Raw genomic sequence first — 17195 nt, 5'->3', positions numbered from 1 at the left:
ACGGCAGGGAGGGCGGCTCGGCGAGCCCTCCTGGGCTCGCCGGGAGCCACGGGGGCTCAGACGTAGAGCGCGGTGAACGGCGCCCAGGGCAGGTTGCGGGCGATCGAGAAGGCCACCCAGACCGCAAGCACCAGGCCGATGGTCCGCGAGCTGATCCGCAGCTTCGGCAGCCTGACGCCGAAGCCGCGTTCCATCGCCCAGCTCAGGTAGAGGTAGAGCAGGAACGGCAGGACGAACACCCAGATCAGGTGGTGCCGGGCGGCCGCCGGGAGGTCGCCGTGCAGCAGGTACCACATCGCGCGGGTGCCGCCGCAACCCGGACAGTCCAGCCCGGTGGTCAGCTTCAGCAGGCAGGTGGCGGGCGCGTCCGGGGCGCTGGTGGTCGGGTTGCTGATCAGGGTGTACGTGGCGGCCGCCGCCATGCAGCCGAGGGCCGCCAGCGGCGCGCTCCAGCGCGGCGCGCGGGCGTGCATCCGCAGCACCCACCGGGTCAGCCGGTCCCGCTCGGCCACCGGCACCACGACCGGGGTGCCGACCGCGCCGACCGCGCCGGTCTCCGGCTGCTCCGACCAACCCGGATACGGGGGCTGCGGGTACGAGGGCCCCGGATGTGCCGACGGTCCGCCCGGGTATGCCATGCCACCTCACCTCGTCAACGGCTTGTGTCACCGTACACCGGCGGCCCCGGACGCGGCCCCGGCACCGGCACCGGGTCAACCGGCGACCGGCGACCGGCGACCGGCGACCGGCGACCGGCGACCGGCGACCGGCGGAGGGTCAACCGGCGACCGGCCCCGGCGGTCCCGCGGCCAGGGCGGCGGCCAGCGGTCCGGCGAGGTCGCCGGCGACCGGCGGCGCCACGGCCGACAACCCGAGCCAGCCGGCCAGCCGGTACAGCTCGGCGGCGAGGGCCAGCGCGGTGTCGCCGGGCTCCACCCCGGGCTCCACCCAGGCCGACGGCACGGTCAGCACGCCGGCCCGGCGGTCGGCCTTCAGATCCACCCGCGCGGCGAACCGGTCGCCGTGCAGGAAGGGCAGCACGTAGTAGCCGTACACCCGCTGCGGCGCCGGCACGTAGATCTCGATCCGGTAGCTGAAGCCGAACAGCCGCTCGGCACGGGCGCGTTCCCACACCAGCGGGTCGAACGGGCTCACCAGGGTGCTGGCCCGGATCCAGCGCGGCAACCGGGCCTCGACGTGCAGGTAGGCCGGCTGCCGCCAGCCCCGTACCCGGACCGGGAGCAGCTCGCCGGCCTCCACCAGCTCGGCCACCGCGGTGCGGGCACCGGCCAACGGCAGCCGGAAGTAGTCCCGCAGTTCCGGCTCCGCGGCCACCCCCAGGCAGCGGGCCGCCACGGCCACCAGCCGCCGGTACGCCTCGGCGTCGCTCGGCGTGGGCTCGGCCAGCACCGCGGCCGGCAGCACCCGCTCGGGCAGGTCGTAGCGGCGGGCGAAGGATCCGTTCCGGTCGGCCGCGGCCACCTCCCCGGCCCAGAAGAGGAACTCCAGCGCCCGCTTGACCACCGACCAGTTCCAGCCCCAGTGCCCGGTCTCCCGCGGCGCGTCGTGCTCGATCTCGGCCGCGGTGAGCGGCCCGCGGGCCGCCACCTCGTCACGGACCCAGCGCACCAGGTCGGGCTGCTCGCTGATGATGCGCCGCATGCCGCCCCAGGCGTGCTTCTCCGCGGCGGCCATCCGCCAGCGCAGCGCGGCGTGCAGCCGCACCGGCACCAGCGACGCCTCGTGCCCCCAGTACTCGAACAGCTCCCGGGGCGCCCGGTAGGCCGCCCGGTCCAGCAGATCCGTCGGGTACGGCCCCAGCCGGCTGTAGAGCGGCAGGTAGTGCGCGCGCTGCAGGACGTTGACGGAGTCCATCTGGATCAGGCCGGTGCGCCCCAGCACCCGGCGCAGGTGGCGCCGGGTCGGGACGCCGGTGGGCGCCGGGTCGGCGAATCCCTGGGCGGCCAGCGCGATGCGCCGGGCCTGGGCGACGGAGAGTTCCTCGGGTACGGCCATCGCTGAGCACCGTAGCCCAGTGGAGCGACAATCCGGGTCACCCCGGGTGGACGCTGGATCGGCCGGCCGGGGACGGCTAGAACTGGGCGGTGGACATCATCCGGCCGGAGGAACCCGGGGACGCCGCGGCCATCGCTGCGGTACACGTCCGCTCCTGGCGGTCCGGGTACGCCGGCATCATCCCGGACGAGCGGCTGGCGCTGCTGAACCCGGACACCTGGGCGCAGCGGCGCCGGGACCTCGGCACGGCCGCGCCCGACCACCCGTTCCGGACCCTGCTCGCCGAGGACGCCGCCGGGGTCGCCGGATTCACCACCTTCGGCCCGTACCGGATCGAGCAGGACCGGGACCGGCTGGATCACGCGTACGGGGAGGTCGTGGCGCTCTACGTGGATCCGGCGCGGTGGGGCACCGGGGTGGGCCGGGCGTTGTTCACGGCGGCCCGCGCCGGCCTCGCCGAACACGGCTGGGCCGAGCTGCGGCTGTGGGTGCTGGCGGAGAACCGCCGGGGCCGGTCGTTCTACGAGCGGTCCGGGCTAGTCGCCGACGGCGAGCGGTCGACCTACGAAATCAAGCGATCCGCCGGCCGTCCCCCGCTCGGGCTGGTCGAGGTGCGCTACACCGGCCGGCTCGTCCCCGGCTGACCGACCTGCGGGCACCGCACGGCGATCCCGCACCGGCAACGCCACCAGCAGCGCGAGGCTGGCCCAGACGTACGCGTTGCTGCCGAGGAAGCCGGTGACGCCGGCCGACCCGTCCTCCCACCACCAGACCAGCCGGCTGCACAGCAGCGCGTAGAGCACCCCGGCGAGTCCCAGCAGCGCCCACCGGCGGCGCCCGGCGGCGCGTACCCCGTTGTCGACCAGAAGGGCCAGCGCCGGCAGCAGCCAGACCAGGTGGTGTACCCAGGTGACCGGGCTGATCAGACAGCCCAGCACGCCGGTCAGGGCGAACCCGGCCGCCTCGTCCCGGGCCCGCACCGCGCTGCGGGCGCGCCAGGCCCAGCCGAGCAGCGCCAGCAGCACCAGCCCGAGCCAGACCGTCTGGTTCGGCTGGGCCGGGTGCAGCCGGGCCACCAGGCCCTGCAACGACTGGTTCGAGATGTACGCCAGCGAGCCGACCCGGTCGGTGTTCCACAGCGCGTCGGTCCAGAACACCCGGGCGGCGTCCGGCGCGACTGCCGCGGCGAGCACCGTGGCGCCCGCCGCGGTGCCGGCGGCGACCAGCGCCGCCCGCCACCGGCGGGTCACCAGCAGGTAGACGATGAACACCCCGGGCGTCAGCTTGATGGCGGTGGCCAGCCCCACGCCGATCCCGGCGTACCGGCGCCACCGGGCCGGCACCGGCGTCCCGCCCGGGGTCCGGTCGGCGACCAGGAACAGCACGTCGGCGCCGACCAGGAACAGCAGCAGCATGTTCACCTGGCCGAAGAGCACCGTCTCGCGCATCGGTTCGAAGGCGGCGGCCAGGCAGGCGGCCACGGCCAGGGTGAACCAGGCCGGCCAGCCCGCGTACCGGGCCAGCGGGCCGACCAGCCACCACAGCACCAGCACGCTGACCACGGCGGTGGCCAGCACGCTCAGCACGATCGTCGCCGACCACGGCAGGTAGGCCATCGGCAGCATCGCGAACGCCGCGAACGGCGGGTAGGTGAAGCCGTACGTGCTGTTGGGCTTGAGATAGTCGTAGATGTCGCCGCGGTCGTGCACCCAGTACCGGATGGCCCCGGAGTAGACCTTGAGATCGAAGAAGCCGTGCCGGGCGGAGGTGACCGCGACGAAGACCGCCACGCCGGCCGCCAGGATCGCGACGGCGAGCACCTGGGCACGGGTCCGCCCGAGGGCACCCTGCGGCATCGCCGCTCCCCCCATCCTGCGTAGGCTTCCCAGTCATGGCTACGGGGTACGTCCGCCCGGCGCGTCCGTCGGACGCCGGCGAGATTGCACGGATCCAGCTCGCGACCTGGCGGGTCGCCTATCGCCGGCTGCTCCCGAGGCACGTGCTCGACCGGCTCGACGAGGAGTCGATGGCCCGGCAGTGGCGCTCCGCGGTGGAGGCGCCGCCGTCGGACCGGCACCGCGTGCTGGTCGCCGTCGAACAGGCCGAACAATCGTATCTGGTGGGATTCGTCGCCTCCGGGCCAGTCGACCAGCAGGCGCTGGCCCCCAACGAGCCGGCCGAGGCGCTCGGCCCCGAGGTCGCCGCGATCACCGACCTGCTGGTGGAGCCGCGCTGGGGTCGGCGGGGGCACGGCAGCCGGCTGCTCGCGGCGGCGGTCGACCTGTGGCGGTCCGACGGGCTGACCTCGGCGGTGGCCTGGGCCTTCGACGGGGACGATGCCACCCGCCGGTTCCTGGGCAGCGCCGGCTGGGAGCCGGATGGCGCCGCCCGCGCGCTGGACGTGGACGACATGCTGGTTCCGCAGCTTCGGCTGCACGTCGGGGTGCCCGCCGAGACGGCCTGACCGCCGGGACTGTCGGTCCCCCGGCCTAGGCTCGGAGGACGACGGACGGCCTGGTCGAGGGAGGGTGGGGCACGGTGGCGACGCTGGCGACGGGGTCCGCGCAGGAGCGGGCCGAGCTGCGGCTGGACGAACATCGACGCGAGCTGACCGGCTTCTGCTACCGGATGCTCGGCTCACCCTTCGACGCCGAGGACGCGGTCCAGGAGACGATGGTCCGGGCCTGGCGTGGGATGGCCGGCTTCGACGGCCGGTCGAGCCTGCGCACCTGGCTCTACCGGATCGCCACGAACGTCTGTCTGGACCTGGCCCGCAGCCGGGCGCGGCGGGCGCTGCCGATGGACCTCAGCGGTCCGTCGGCGCCGGTCGAGTCGGCTGTGGGCGCACCCGCCCCGGCGGCGCAGTGGATCGCCCCGGCGCCGGACGCGGCGGTGCTTGCGGTCGACGGGGACCCGGCCGAGCTGGCGGTGGCCAGGGAGTCGATCCGGCTGGCCTTCGTGGCGGCGCTCCAGCACCTGCCGGCCCGGCAGCGGGCCGTGCTGGTGCTGCGGGACGTGCTGCGGTTCAGCGCGGCCGAGGTCGCCGGGCAGTTGGCCACCAGCGTGGCCGCGGTGAACAGCACGCTGCAACGGGCCCGCGCGACGATGGCCGCCCGGGCCGCCGACGCCGGCCCGCCGGCCACCCTCGACCCGGCCGACGTCGAGCTGCTGGACCGGTACGTCGCGGCGTTCGAGCGGTACGACATCGACGCCCTCGTCGCGCTGTTGCACGCCGACGCCATCCAGAACATGCCGCCGTTCCGGCTCTGGGTGCGCGGCGCGCACGACATCGGCCGGTTCATGCTCGGGCCGGGGCGGGAGTGCCGCGGGTCCCGGCTGGTGCGGCTGGCCGCCAACGGGGTGCCGGCGTTCGCGCACTACCGGCTCGACCCGGCCGGCGGCTACCACGCGTTCGCCATCGGCCTGGTCGAGCCGGTGGGTGGCCGGATCGCCCGGATCAGCAGCTTCGTCACGCCGCCGCTGTTCGCCGTCTTCGGGCTGCCGCAGCGGCTTCAGGCGTGGCCCGACGGCGGGCCACGCCGCCGCGCTACACCTCGTCCAGCAGGGAATCCAGGCCGACCGTGAGGCCGGGACGGTTGCGCACCGCGCGCACCGCCAGCAGCACTCCGGGCATGAAGGACGCCCGGTCGTAGGAGTCGTGCCGGATGGTCAGCGTCTCGCCGGTGGTGCCGAACAGCACCTCCTGGTGCGCCACCAGACCGGCCGCGCGGACCGAGTGCACCCGTACGCCGTCGATGTCGGCGCCACGGGCGCCCGGCAGCTCGTCCCGGGTGGCGTCCGGCATGGCGTCCCGGCCGGCCGCGGCGCGGGTCTGGGCGATGGCCCGGGCCGTGTGCGCGGCGGTCCCGGACGGCGCGTCCAGCTTGCCCGGGTGGTGCTGCTCGATGATCTCCGCGGACTCGAAGAACCGGGCGGCCCGCGCGGCGAACTGCATCATCAGCACCGCCCCGATGCCGAAGTTCGGCGCGATGACGACGCCCACGTCGGGCTTGTGCGACAGCCAGGTGCGGACCCGCTCCAGCCGCTGCTCGGTGAACCCGCTGGTGCCGACCACCACGTTGAGGCCCTGGTCGATGCACCAGTGCAGGTTGTCCATCACCACGTCGGGTGTGGTGAAGTCCACGACAACCTCGGCGGCGGCGTCGGAGGCGTTGAACAACCAGTCTCCCTGGTCGACCATGGCCACCAGCTCGAGATCCTCGGCTGCGTCGACGGCCCGGCACACCTCGATGCCCATGCGTCCGCGTGCACCCAGCACGCCGACCCGGATCGGTTCACGCTCGTCAGTCACGGGCCACAACCTATCCCAACCGGGCGCCGCGCTCGCAGCGAGCCGGGGACGATGGCCGATCAGCCGGCCGGAAAGTCCGCCGGATCGAACGGTCCCACCACGGCCAGCGACATCGGCTGGCTGAGCAGCTCGGCCGCCAGCGCGTTGACCTCCTCGACGGTCACCGCGTCCACCCTGGCCAGCAGCTCGTCCACGGCCATCAGGTCGCCGTAGAGGAACTCGCCCTTGGCCAGCCGGCTCATCCGCGACCCGGTGTCCTCCAGCCCCAGCACGTAGCCGCCCTTGGTCATGCCCTTGCCCCGGGCCAGTTCGGCGGCGGTGATGCCGTTCGCGGCCACCTCGGCCAGTCCGGCCCGGGCCAGGCCGAGCACCTCGTCCACCTTGCCCGGAGCGCATCCGGCGTAGACGGCGAACAGGCCGCCGTCGGCGTACTGGCTGGCGTACGAGTAGACCGAGTAGGCCAGGCCGCGGCGTTCCCGGATCTCCTGGAACAGCCGGCTCGACATGCCGCCACCGAGCACGTTGTTGAGCACGCCGAGCGCGAACCGCCGCTCGTCGAGCCGGCCGATGCCGGGACAGCCCAGCACCACGTGCGCCTGCTCGGTCTCCTTGTGTTCGACCACGACGCCGCCGGTGCTGACCGGGGGCGCGGGGTGGCTGGGCCGGATCGCGGCCGGCTGCGCCGGTCCGCGCTCCAGCGGGCTGCCCGCGATGGCCTGGCGCACCCGCTTGACCACCACGGAGTGCTCCAGGTTGCCGGCCGCCGCGATGACGATGGCCGGCGGGACGTACCGGCGGCGGTAGAAGTCCTGGATCTGCCGGCGGCTCAGCGGGGAGACGGTCTCCTCGGTGCCGGAGATCAGCCGGCCCAGCGGATGATCCCCGTAGAGCGCCCGGGCGAACAGGTCGTGCACCTCGTCGCCGGGCTCGTCGTCGTGCATGGCGATCTCTTCGAGGATCACCCCGCGCTCGGTCTCCACATCGGCCGGGTCGAGCACCGAGTCGGCGACCAGGTCACACATGACGTCGACCGCCAGCGGCAGGTCGTCGTCCAGCACCCGCGCGTAGTAGCAGGTGTATTCCTTGGTGGTGAAGGCGTTGGTCTCGCCGCCGACGGCCTCGATCTCGGCGGAGATGTCCAGCGCGCTCCGCCGGTTGGTGCCCTTGAACAGCAGGTGCTCCAGGAAGTGCGAGACGCCGGCCTGCGCGCCGGTCTCGTCCCGCGAGCCCACCGAGACCCAGATGCCGAACGACACGCTGCGCATCGCCGGAATCGACTCGGTGATCACCCGCAGCCCGCTGGGCAGCACGGTCCGGCGGACCGTGCCACCCAGCGGATCGCTGGTCAGGGTGCGGGTGACCGCCCGGGTCGGCGGGGTGCCGGACCCGGAAGCGGACGCACCGTTGGACGACGGAGGGGTCATCGCGATCGGTCAGCTGTGCCGGGTCCGGCGGCGCCGCTCGCCACCGTCGCCACCGCCACGCTCGCCGTCGTCGCCGCGCGGGCCGCGGTCACCGCGCTCCCGGTCACCCCGGTCGCGCGGGCCACGGTCGCCCCGGTCCCGGCCGCCGGGCCGGTCGCCCGCGCCGGCCTCCGCCGGCGCCTCGGCGCCCTCCGGACGGACCTTGTCCAGGTAGATCTTGCCCCGGGCGTCGATGTCCGCGATCTGCACCTCGACCCGGTCGCCGACGTTGAGGTGGTCCTCGACCCGCTCGACCCGCTTGCCGTCGCCCACCTTCGAGATGTGCAGCAGGCCGTCCCGGCCGGGCAGCAGCGAGATGAACGCGCCGAACGCCGCGGTCTTGACCACGGTGCCGAGGAACTTGTCGCCCAGCTTCGGCAGGGTCGGGTTGGCGATCGCGTTGATCCGCTCGACCGCCGCCTGCGCCGACGGGCCGTTGGTGGCCCCGACGTAGATCGTGCCGTCGTCCTCGATGGAGATCTCGGCGCCGGTCTCGTCCTGGATGGCGTTGATGGTCTGGCCCTTCGGCCCGATCACCATGCCGATCTTGTCGACCGGGATCTTCACGGTGGTGACCCGCGGCGCGTAGTCGGACATCTCGGCCGGAGCCTCGATGGCCCGCTGCATCACGTCCAGGATGGTGTGCCGGGCGTCGTGCGCCTGCTGGAGCGCGGCGGCCAGCACGTCCGACGGGATGCCGTCGAGCTTGGTGTCGAGCTGGAGCGCGGTGACGAACTCCCGGGTGCCGGCGACCTTGAAGTCCATGTCGCCGAACGCGTCCTCGGCGCCGAGGATGTCGGTCAGCGTCACGTACTCGGTCTTGCCCTCGACCTCGTCGGAGATCAGGCCCATCGCGATGCCGGCGACCGGCGCCTTCAGCGGCACGCCGGCGGAGAGCAGACCCAGCGTGGAGGCGCAGACCGAGCCCATCGAGGTGGAGCCGTTCGAGCCGAGCGCCTCGGAGACCTGGCGGATCGCGTACGGGAACTCCTCGCGCGAGGGCAGCACCGGGATCAGCGCCCGCTCGGCGAGCGCGCCGTGCCCGATCTCCCGCCGCTTCGGCGAACCGACCCGGCCGGTCTCCCCGGTGGAGTACGGCGGGAAGTTGTAGTTGTGCATGTAGCGCTTGGACTTCTCCGGCGAGAGCGTGTCCAGCGCCTGCTCCATGCGCAGCATGTTCAGCGTGGTGACGCCGAGGATCTGGGTCTCGCCGCGCTCGAACAGCGCCGAGCCGTGCACCCGGGGCAGCACGCCGACCTCGGCCGACAGCGGCCGGATGTCCCGCGGACCCCGGCCGTCGATCCGGACCTGCTCGCGCAGCACCCGGGCGCGTACCTCGGACTTGGTCAGCGACCGGAACGCGGCGCTGATCTCCTTCTCCCGGCCCTCGAACCGCGGCGCCAGGTCCTCGTGCAGCCGGGCCTTGATCCGGTCGAGCGCCTCCTCGCGGTCCGCCTTGCCGGCGATCTTGAGGGCCTCGGCGACCTCGGACCGGCCGGCACCGGAGACGGCCTCGAACACGTCGTCCTGGTAGTCCAGGAAGATCGGGAACTCGACCACCGGCTTGGCGGCGGCGTCGGCCAGCTCGCCCTGTGCCCGGCACAGCTCGCGGATGGCCGGCTTCGCGGCCTCCAGGCCGCTGGCCACGACCTCCTCGGTCGGCGCGGTGGCGCCGCCGGCGACCAGCGCGACGGTGTGGTCGGTGGCCTCCGCCTCGACCATCATGATCGCCACGTCGCCGTCCGCCAGCGCGCGGCCGGCGACCACCATGTCGAAGGTCGCCCGGGACAGCTCCTCGTGGGTCGGGAAGGCCACCCACTGCCCGTCCACGTGGGCCATCCGGGTGGCGCCGATCGGGCCCGAGAACGGCAGGCCGGACAGCTTGGTGGACATCGACGCGGCGTTGATCGCGACCACGTCGTACGGGTGCTGCGGGTCGAGCGCCAGGATGGTCTCGACGACCTGGACCTCGTTGCGCAGGCCCTTCACGAACGAGGGGCGCAGCGGCCGGTCGATGAGCCGGCAGGTGAGGATGGCGTCCTCGCTGGGGCGGCCCTCGCGGCGGAAGAACGAGCCGGGGATCCGGCCCGCGGCGTACATCCGCTCCTCGACGTCCACGGTCAGCGGGAAGAAGTCGAACTGCTCCTTCGGCTGCTTGCCGGCGGTGGTCGCCGAGAGCACGACGGTCTCGCCGAGCTGGGCGACGACCGAGCCGGCGGCCTGCCGGGCCAACCGGCCGGTGGAGAAGGTGATCTCACGGGTGCCGAACGCCCCGTTGTCGATCACGGCCTTGCTGTGCTGGGTGCCGAGTCGATTCTCGGTCATGGGTATTCCGTACTCCTTCGGTCGTGGGCCCACGACCTCGCCGGAGCCGCTCAGGCGGCCGGTCTTCGATCGAAGCGCCCGGGGTGCCGGTGCGGCCGGCGGCCCGGGGGCCACTACCGAGGACCGGTGCGCTGATCCGGCTCCCTTGCGGGCGGTCGCGCTGGCCCCTGTTGTTCGGTGGGACGGCAGCGGGGGGAGCGGCGGTCCGCCGCTCCCCCCGTCCGTCACCGCCGCAGGCCGAGCCGCTCGATGAGCGACCGGTAGCGGTTGATGTCCTTCTTCTGCAGGTAGTTGAGCAGCCGCCGGCGGCGGCCGACCAGCAGCAGCAGACCACGACGGCTGTGGTGGTCGTGCTTGTGCACCTTCAGGTGCTCGGTGAGGTCGGCGATCCGCTTGGTGAGCACGGCCACCTGCACCTCAGGCGAACCGGTGTCGCCCTCGACGGTCGCGTACTCCTGCCGGATCTTGCTCTTGGTGTCCTGGTCGAGCGCCATTTTCTCCCTGATTCCGTGGGTTGATGGTGAACCTCGCACCCGCGGCGTCGAGCAGGCACGCGAGGCCATCCGTCGGTCACCCGACGTCCATGCCAGGTTACCAGCTTCCGCCGGCGCCGCCCGGCAGGGGCGCGGGACCGCGGGTCAACCCGGCAGCAGGCGCCGGGTCTGGGCCACATCCTCCTCGATCTGCGCGATCAGCGGCTCCACCCCCGGTAGGTGCGCTGCTCCCGCAGGTGCGCCACGAAGTCCAGCGCCAGCCGCTCGCCGTAGAGATCGCCGCCGAAGTCCAGCACGTACGCCTCGACCCGGCGGTCCGGCCCGGAGAAGGTGGGGTTGGTCCCGATCGAGATCGCCGCCGGCAGCCGGCCGGCCGGCCCGGACCCGCCGCGGGCGGCGTCCCGGACCAGCCATCCCGCGTACACCCCGTCCGCGGGGACGGCCGCGTACCGGTGGCAGAGCAGGTTCGCGGTCGGGAAGCCCAGCTCGCGGCCCCGCTGGTCGCCGCGGACCACCACCCCGCCCAGCCGGTGCGGCCGGCCCAGCGCCGCGGCCGCCGCGGCCACGTCACCGGCATCGACGCAGGACCGGATGTACGTGGAGGAGAAGACCGTCCCGTCGTCGGCGATCAGCGGGCCGTTCTCCACGGCGAACCCGAAGGTCCGACCCAGCCGCTCCAGCAGCGGCACGTCCCCGGCCGCCCGGTGCCCGAACCGGAAGTTCTCCCCCACCACCACCAGCGCGGCGTGCAGATGCTCGACCAGGATGTCGTGCACGAACCGCTCGGCGCTCAGCCGGGAGAACTCGGGGGTGAACGGCACCACGCAGAGCACGTCCACGCCGAGTTCCTCGATCAGCTCCGCCTTGCGGCCCGGCTCGGTGAGCACGGCCGGGTGCGAGCCCGGCCGGACCACCTCGGAGGGGTGCGGGTCGAAGGTGACCACCACGGAGCGCACCCCCAGGTCGTGCGCCCGCTTGACCGTGTGCCCGATGGTCGCCTGGTGCCCCTTGTGCACGCCGTCGAAGACCCCGATCGTGACGACCGAACGTCCCCAGCCGCGCGGCACCGCCTCGTACCCCCGCCAGCGCTGCATCCCGTTTCCCTCTCCCCATCACCGTCGCCGTCGGCGCGCCGCGCCCGCCTCAGGCGGGCGCCAGCACGATCTCCGGCCGGGCCTTGCCGTCCCGCTCGCTGACGATAGCGATCAGCCGGCCGTCCGCGCCGAGCACCGCGTACGGTCCGGGGATGCCGGCCGGCGTGAGCGGACCGCCGTGCCCGAGCACCCGCTCCTCGGCCGGCTCGGCCTGGCGGACCGGCAGGAACCGGCGGGCCGCCTCGGCCGGCGCCAGCGCCACCACCGCGCCGGTCCGCTCGGCGCGTTCGGCCAGGTCCGCCAGGGTCGCCGCCTCGGCCAGGGTGAACCCGCCGACCGCGGTGCGGCGCAGCGCGCTCAGGTGGCCGCCGACCCCGAGCGCCGCGCCCGCGTCCCGGGCGATGGCCCGGATGTACGTCCCCGACGAGCAGTCCACCTCGATGTCCACCTCGACCACCGGGCCGGCGTCGCGGCGGATCGCCAGCACGGTCAACCGGGCGATCCGGACCCGCCGCGCGGCCAGCTCGACCGACTCACCCTCGCGGACCCGCTTGTACGCCCGCTGACCGTCGATCTTGATGGCGCTGACCGCGCTCGGCACCTGGTCGATCTCGCCGGTCAGCTCGGCGAAGGCGGCCCGGACCGCCGCGTCGGTGAGGTGCCCGGCCGGGGTCTCGGCCGTCATCTCCCCCTCGGCGTCGTCGGTCACGGTGGCCTGCCCCAGCCGCACGGTGGCCGTGTAGCTCTTGTCGGCGCCGATCACGTAGGTGAGCAGCCGGGTGGCCCGGCCGACGCCGAGCACCAGCACGCCGGTGGCCATCGGGTCCAGCGTCCCGCCGTGCCCCACCCGGCGGGTACGGGCCAGCCGGCGCACCCGGGCCACCACGTCGTGCGAGGTCATCCCGGCCGGCTTGTCCACCACGATCAGTCCATCGGCGTCCACGGTGCCCCAGCCTGCCAGACGCGGTCGGGACGACGCGAAAGCCCGTCCCGCGATCCACGCCCTACCGGCTCACGTACCGCGCGAGGTGCTCACCGGTGAGCGTGCCGCGGGCCGCGACCAGGTCCGCCGGGGTGCCCTCGAAGACCACCCGGCCACCGTCGTGGCCGGCACCGGGGCCGAGGTCGATGATCCAGTCGGCGTGGGCCATCACGGCCTGGTGGTGCTCGATCACGATCACCGACTTGCCGGCGTCGACCAGCCGGTCGAGCAGGCCGAGCAGCTGTTCCACATCGGCGAGGTGCAGACCGGTGGTCGGCTCGTCGAGCACGTAGATGCCGCCCTTCTCGGCCATCCGGGTGGCCAGCTTGAGCCGCTGCCGTTCACCGCCGGAGAGGGTGGTGAGCGGCTGGCCGAGCCGCAGGTAGCCGAGGCCGACGCTGGCCAGCCGCTCCAGGATGGTGTGCGCCGCCGGGGTGCGCGCCGGACCCGGGCCGAAGAACTCCGTGGCCTCGGCCACCGGCATGGCGAGCACCTCGCTGATGTCCCGGCCGCCGAGGTGGTGTTCCAGCACCGCGGCCTGGAACCGCTTCCCGCCGCACTCCTCGCAGGTGACGGCCACGCCGGCCATCATCGCCAGGTCGGTGTAGATGACCCCGGCGCCGTTGCAGGTGGGGCAGGCGCCCTCGGAGTTGGCGCTGAACAGCGCCGGCTTCACCCCGTTGGCCTTCGCGAACGCCTTGCGGATCGGGTCCAGCAGCCCGGTGTACGTCGCCGGGTTGCTCCGCCGCGAGCCGCGGATCGCCGTCTGGTCGACCGACACCACCCCGTCCCGGGGCGACACCGAGCCGTGGATCAGGGAACTCTTGCCCGAACCCGCCACCCCGGTGACCACGACCAGGACGCCGAGCGGGATGTCCACGTCGACGTCGCGCAGGTTGTTCCGGCTGGCGCCGCGCACCTCCAGCAGGCCGGTACGGCTGCGGACGGTCGGCTTGAGGGCGGCCCGGTCGTCCAGATGGCGCCCGGTGACCGTGTCGCTGGCCCGCAGTCCCGCCACGGTGCCCTCGAACATCACCTCGCCGCCGGCCGACCCGGCGCCCGGACCGAGATCGACGACGTGGTCGGCGATGGCGATCAACTCCGGCTTGTGCTCCACCACGAGCACGGTGTTGCCCTTGTCCCGCAACTGGCGCAGCAGGCCGTTCATCCGCTGGATGTCGTGCGGGTGCAGGCCGATGGTCGGCTCGTCGAAGACGTACGTGACGTCGGTCAGCGACGACCCGAGGTGCCGGATCATCTTGGTGCGTTGCGCCTCGCCGCCGGAGAGGCTGCCCGCGGGCCGGTCCAGACAGAGGTAGCCCAGGCCGATCTCCACGAAGGATTCGAGCAGGTGGTGCAGGCCGGCGCGCAGCGGCGCCACCGACGGCTCGGCCAGGTCCCGGACCCAGTCGGCCAGGTCGCTGATCTGCATGGCGCAGACGTCGGCGATGTTCCTGCCGCCGATCCGGGACGACCGGGCCGCCTCGGACAGCCGGGTTCCGGCGCAGTCGGGGCAGGTCGTGAAGGTCACGGCCCGCTCCACGAAGGCACGGATGTGCGGCTGCAACGAGTCCTTGTCCTTCGACAGCATCGACTTCTGGATCTTCGGGATCAGCCCCTCGTACGTCAGGTTGATCCCCTCGACCTTGATCTTGGTCGGCTCCTTGTGGAGCAGGTCGCGCAGTTCCTTCTTCGTGTACCGGCGGATCGGCTTGTCCGGGTCGAAGAGGCCGCAGCCGCGGTAGATCCGGCCGTACCAGCCGTCCATGCTGTAGCCGGGGATGGTGAGCGCGCCCTCGTTGAGCGACCTGCTCTCGTCGTACAGGGCGGACAGGTCGAAATCGGTGACCGAGCCCATGCCCTCGCAGCGCGGGCACATCCCGCCGGTGATGCTGAAGCTGCGCCGCTCCCGGGTGGTGGTGCCGCCCCGCTCGACGGTGACCGCCCCCGCGCCGGAGATCGAGGCGACGTTGAACGAGAACGCCTGCGGCGACCCGATGTACGGCCGGCCGAGCCGGCTGAACAGGATCCGCAGCATGGCGTTGGCGTCGGTGGCCGTGCCGACCGTGGACCGCGGGTTGGCCCCATCCGCTCCTGGTCGACGAGGATCGCCGTGGTCAGCCCCTCCAGCACGTCGACCTCCGGCCGGGCCAGCGTCGGCATGAAACCCTGCACGAAGGTGCTGTAGGTCTCGTTGATCAGTCGCTGCGACTCGGCGGCGATCGTGCCGAACACCAGCGAACTCTTGCCGGAGCCGGAGACGCCGGTGAACACGGTCAACCGGCGCTTCGGGATCTCGATGCTGACGTCCTTGAGGTTGTTCTCCCGCGCGCCGTGCACCCGGATCAGGTCGTGGCTGTCGGCGGCGTGCCCGGACGCCGGGTTGTCGGTCCTCGTGGCCCTGCTCACAGTTCCTCCACCTTCTGCCGGGTACCAGGTCCGGCCGGCCGGACCTGGTCCACCCTCATCGGTCCTGAAGCAGCCCGAGGACGTTGCCGTCGGGGTCGGTCACGGTGGCCACCAGCCGCCCCTCGCCGACGTCGTGCGCCGGCTCCCGCACGGTGGCTCCCGCGGCGGTCACCTCGGCCAGCTTGGCCTCGATGTCCGGCACGTGCCAGTAGGCCACCGGGCCGGTCATGCCCTGCGGTCCGCCGCCCGGCACCAGCCCGATCTGCTGGCCCGCGGCGTCGAAGCCGACATAGTACGGCGAGTCGGTCTGCGGTGCGGTGCCGAGCAGCGCGGCGTACACCGCCTTGGCCGCCGCCAGGTCGGAGACGGGATGCAGCACGGTCCGGATACCCAGGGTGGACGGGTCGCCCATGATCGCTCCTTGATGATCTGCGGAACGGCCCGCCCGAGCGGCGACGCCGTGGCCCTCACGCTAACCGCGGCGCCGTGACCGGCGCTTCTTCAATCCTGACCGGTCCGCCCGGCCCGCACCCGGGAACCGTCACCGGGTCGCGCCGGTCACCGCCCAGCGGCCGGAGCGCAGCCGCAGCAGCAGGGCCGCCAGCCGTACCACCACGAACAGCGTGAGGCCGGCCCAGATGCCGCCGAGACCGAGATCGAGCGCGTACCCGATCCAGATGGCCGGAAGGAACGCCCCGAGCGCCGCCACGATGGTCAGGTCCCGCAGGTACCGTACGTCGCCCGCGCCGATGAGCACGCCGTCGAGGGCGAAGACCACGCCGGCCAGCGGCTGCATGGCCGCGAGCCACGGCCAGGCGATCACTGCCTGCGCCCGCACCTGCGGGTCGGTGCTGAACCAGCCCGGCACCACGCCGGCGCCCGCCGCGAGCAGCACGGCGAACACCACCCCGCAGAGCCCGCCGGCGACCGCGAGGCCGCGGGCCAGCCGGCGGGCCTGGGCCGCGTCCCCGGCGCCGAGGGCCGAACCCACCAGCGCCTGCGCCGCGATGGCCAGCGCGTCGAGAACCAGCGCCGTGAAGAACCAGAGCTGGACCGCGATCTGGTGGGCGCCCACCACGGCCGCACCGAACCGGGCGGCCACGGTGGTCGCGGACAGGAAGCTGGCCTGGAAGGCGGCGCCGCGGACCAACAGGTCCCGGCTGAGCGCGAGTTGCCGGCGGATGACCGCCGGCCGGGGGCGCAGCGGCACCCGCTCGGCGAGCAGGGCGGAGCCGAACAGCAGCCCGGACAGCGTCTGCGCGACGGCGTTGGCCACCGCGGAGCCGAGCAGGCCCAGGCCGGCGGGATAGACCAGCAGCGGGCAGAGCACGGCCGACAGCAGGTTCGGGGCGAGCACGAAGTACAGCGGCCGGCGGGTGTCCTGGATGCCGCGCAACCAGCCGTTGCCGGCCGCCGCGAGCAGCAGGCCGGGGGCGCCGAGCGCGGCCACCCGCAGCCAGGTCGCGGTGGCCGAGGCCACCGGCCCCGGACCGCCGGCGAGCATCCGGGCGAGCGGACCGGCGGCCGCCTCGATGACCAGGACGGCAAGCAGTCCGGCGCAGAGCGCGAGCCAGGAGGACTGCACGCCCTCGGCCACGGCGGCCGTGCGGTCCCCCGCGCCGTACAGCCGGGCGGCCCGGCCGGTCGTCCCGTACGCGACCACCGTGCCGAGCCAGGCGGCGATGGTCAGCACCGAGCCGCCGAGGCCGAGCGCGGCCAGCGAGACGCTGGTGAGGTGCCCCACGACGGCCGTGTCGACGAGGACGTACAGCGGCTCGGCGGCCAGCACCACCAGCGCGGGGAGGGCGAGCGCGGCGATCCGCCGGGCACCGGGCCGGCCGTACGGCTCGGCGAGCGCGCTGGGCGGGTTCACGAGGCACGATGGTGGCACGTCCCGTAAGGGACGCAAATCTACTGGCTACTTACAGCGCGAGCCCCGCCGTCGGCGCTCACCGCCGACGGCGGGGACCTCGGGTCACTGCCGGGTGTCCATCGACGTCTGGAGCGCCTTGCGGGCCTGCTCGCGGGCGTCGTCGGCGGCGGTGTCGGGCTTCGGCTTGCTGGCCATGTGGCTGTTCCTTCCAGGGTGCGTCGAGCCGG

Annotated in this window: 13 protein-coding genes and 2 pseudogenes; 3 read left to right on the top strand and 12 right to left on the bottom strand. The window is 73.7% G+C overall.

What is annotated here, in order from left to right:
- Window positions 1-56: 56 nt before the first annotated feature.
- Window positions 57-638 (bottom strand): DUF2752 domain-containing protein, encoded by a 582-nt coding sequence (locus CIK06_RS07620; RefSeq protein ID WP_095564229.1) that lies wholly within the window; start codon window positions 636-638, stop codon window positions 57-59.
- Between the two features lie 139 nt (window positions 639-777).
- A complete protein-coding gene (locus tag CIK06_RS07615) occupies window positions 778-2016 on the bottom strand; it encodes a winged helix-turn-helix domain-containing protein (RefSeq protein ID WP_095564228.1) in 1239 nt (412 codons plus the stop codon).
- Between the two features lie 89 nt (window positions 2017-2105).
- On the opposite strand from CIK06_RS07615, the gene CIK06_RS07610 reads away from it, so the two are divergent.
- A complete protein-coding gene (locus CIK06_RS07610) occupies window positions 2106-2660 on the top strand; it encodes a GNAT family N-acetyltransferase (RefSeq protein WP_095564227.1) in 555 nt (184 codons plus the stop codon).
- On the opposite strand, the gene CIK06_RS07605 is transcribed toward CIK06_RS07610, so the two are convergent.
- Window positions 2553-3872 (bottom strand): glycosyltransferase 87 family protein, encoded by a 1320-nt coding sequence (locus CIK06_RS07605; RefSeq protein WP_095564226.1) that lies wholly within the window; start codon window positions 3870-3872, stop codon window positions 2553-2555. The genes CIK06_RS07610 and CIK06_RS07605 overlap by 108 nt on opposite strands.
- A gap of 35 nt (window positions 3873-3907) precedes the next feature.
- Here CIK06_RS07605 and CIK06_RS07600 point away from each other — a divergent pair, with 35 nt between their 5' ends.
- On the top strand, window positions 3908-4480 hold the full coding sequence (locus tag CIK06_RS07600; RefSeq protein ID WP_095564225.1) for a GNAT family N-acetyltransferase: 573 nt from the start codon (window positions 3908-3910) through the stop codon (window positions 4478-4480).
- A 74-nt stretch (window positions 4481-4554) separates the two neighbouring features.
- Entirely contained in the window at window positions 4555-5601 is a 1047-nt protein-coding gene (locus tag CIK06_RS07595; protein ID WP_232534068.1) for a sigma-70 family RNA polymerase sigma factor, read from the top strand.
- On the opposite strand, the gene dapB is transcribed toward CIK06_RS07595, so the two are convergent.
- From dapB to CIK06_RS07550, 9 genes and pseudogenes are all read right to left on the bottom strand, one after another.
- Window positions 5564-6328, bottom strand: a complete 765-nt coding sequence (gene dapB / locus CIK06_RS07590; protein ID WP_095564224.1) for a 4-hydroxy-tetrahydrodipicolinate reductase — start codon at window positions 6326-6328, stop codon at window positions 5564-5566. The genes CIK06_RS07595 and dapB overlap by 38 nt on opposite strands.
- A gap of 59 nt (window positions 6329-6387) precedes the next feature.
- Window positions 6388-7752 carry a pitrilysin family protein gene (locus tag CIK06_RS07585; protein ID WP_095564223.1) on the bottom strand — a complete coding sequence of 455 codons (1365 nt, stop codon included), beginning with the start codon at window positions 7750-7752 and terminating at the stop codon, window positions 6388-6390.
- A 9-nt stretch (window positions 7753-7761) separates the two neighbouring features.
- Window positions 7762-10116 carry a polyribonucleotide nucleotidyltransferase gene (locus CIK06_RS07580; protein WP_095564222.1) on the bottom strand — a complete coding sequence of 785 codons (2355 nt, stop codon included), beginning with the start codon at window positions 10114-10116 and terminating at the stop codon, window positions 7762-7764.
- 224 nt (window positions 10117-10340) lie between these two features.
- A complete protein-coding gene (rpsO, locus tag CIK06_RS07575) occupies window positions 10341-10610 on the bottom strand; it encodes a 30S ribosomal protein S15 (RefSeq protein WP_095564221.1) in 270 nt (89 codons plus the stop codon).
- Window positions 10611-10754: 144 nt separating this feature from the next.
- A pseudogene (locus tag CIK06_RS07570) lies at window positions 10755-11704 on the bottom strand (bifunctional riboflavin kinase/FAD synthetase).
- A gap of 49 nt (window positions 11705-11753) precedes the next feature.
- On the bottom strand, window positions 11754-12647 hold the full coding sequence (truB, locus tag CIK06_RS07565) for a tRNA pseudouridine(55) synthase TruB (RefSeq protein ID WP_095564220.1): 894 nt from the start codon (window positions 12645-12647) through the stop codon (window positions 11754-11756).
- Between the two features lie 61 nt (window positions 12648-12708).
- Window positions 12709-15095, bottom strand: a pseudogene (locus CIK06_RS07560) (ATP-binding cassette domain-containing protein).
- Window positions 15096-15150: 55 nt separating this feature from the next.
- Window positions 15151-15507, bottom strand: a complete 357-nt coding sequence (locus CIK06_RS07555; RefSeq protein WP_095564219.1) for a VOC family protein — start codon at window positions 15505-15507, stop codon at window positions 15151-15153.
- 129 nt (window positions 15508-15636) lie between these two features.
- Entirely contained in the window at window positions 15637-16968 is a 1332-nt protein-coding gene (locus CIK06_RS07550; RefSeq protein ID WP_095564218.1) for an MATE family efflux transporter, read from the bottom strand.
- Window positions 16969-17195 lie beyond the last annotated feature (227 nt).

Source organism: Plantactinospora sp. KBS50, assembly GCF_002285795.1.
In the GTDB taxonomy this organism is placed as follows: domain Bacteria; phylum Actinomycetota; class Actinomycetes; order Mycobacteriales; family Micromonosporaceae; genus KBS50.
The sequence above is the reverse complement of the archived record's forward strand: the minus strand, read 5'-3'. Positions and strand labels throughout refer to the sequence as shown.

Excerpts from the sequence above, each read along its gene's own strand:
- CIK06_RS07620 (WP_095564229.1), bottom strand. The coding sequence starts at position 638 with ATGGCATACCCGGGCGGACCGTCGGCACATCCGGGGCCCTCGTACCCG.
- CIK06_RS07615 (WP_095564228.1), bottom strand. The coding sequence starts at position 2,016 with ATGGCCGTACCCGAGGAACTCTCCGTCGCCCAGGCCCGGCGCATCGCG.
- CIK06_RS07605 (WP_095564226.1), bottom strand. The coding sequence starts at position 3,872 with ATGCCGCAGGGTGCCCTCGGGCGGACCCGTGCCCAGGTGCTCGCCGTC.
- CIK06_RS07600 (WP_095564225.1), top strand. The coding sequence starts at position 3,908 with ATGGCTACGGGGTACGTCCGCCCGGCGCGTCCGTCGGACGCCGGCGAG.
- CIK06_RS07585 (WP_095564223.1), bottom strand. The coding sequence starts at position 7,752 with ATGACCCCTCCGTCGTCCAACGGTGCGTCCGCTTCCGGGTCCGGCACC.
- CIK06_RS07580 (WP_095564222.1), bottom strand. The coding sequence starts at position 10,116 with ATGACCGAGAATCGACTCGGCACCCAGCACAGCAAGGCCGTGATCGAC.
- rpsO (WP_095564221.1), bottom strand. The coding sequence starts at position 10,610 with ATGGCGCTCGACCAGGACACCAAGAGCAAGATCCGGCAGGAGTACGCG.
- CIK06_RS07555 (WP_095564219.1), bottom strand. The coding sequence starts at position 15,507 with ATGGGCGACCCGTCCACCCTGGGTATCCGGACCGTGCTGCATCCCGTC.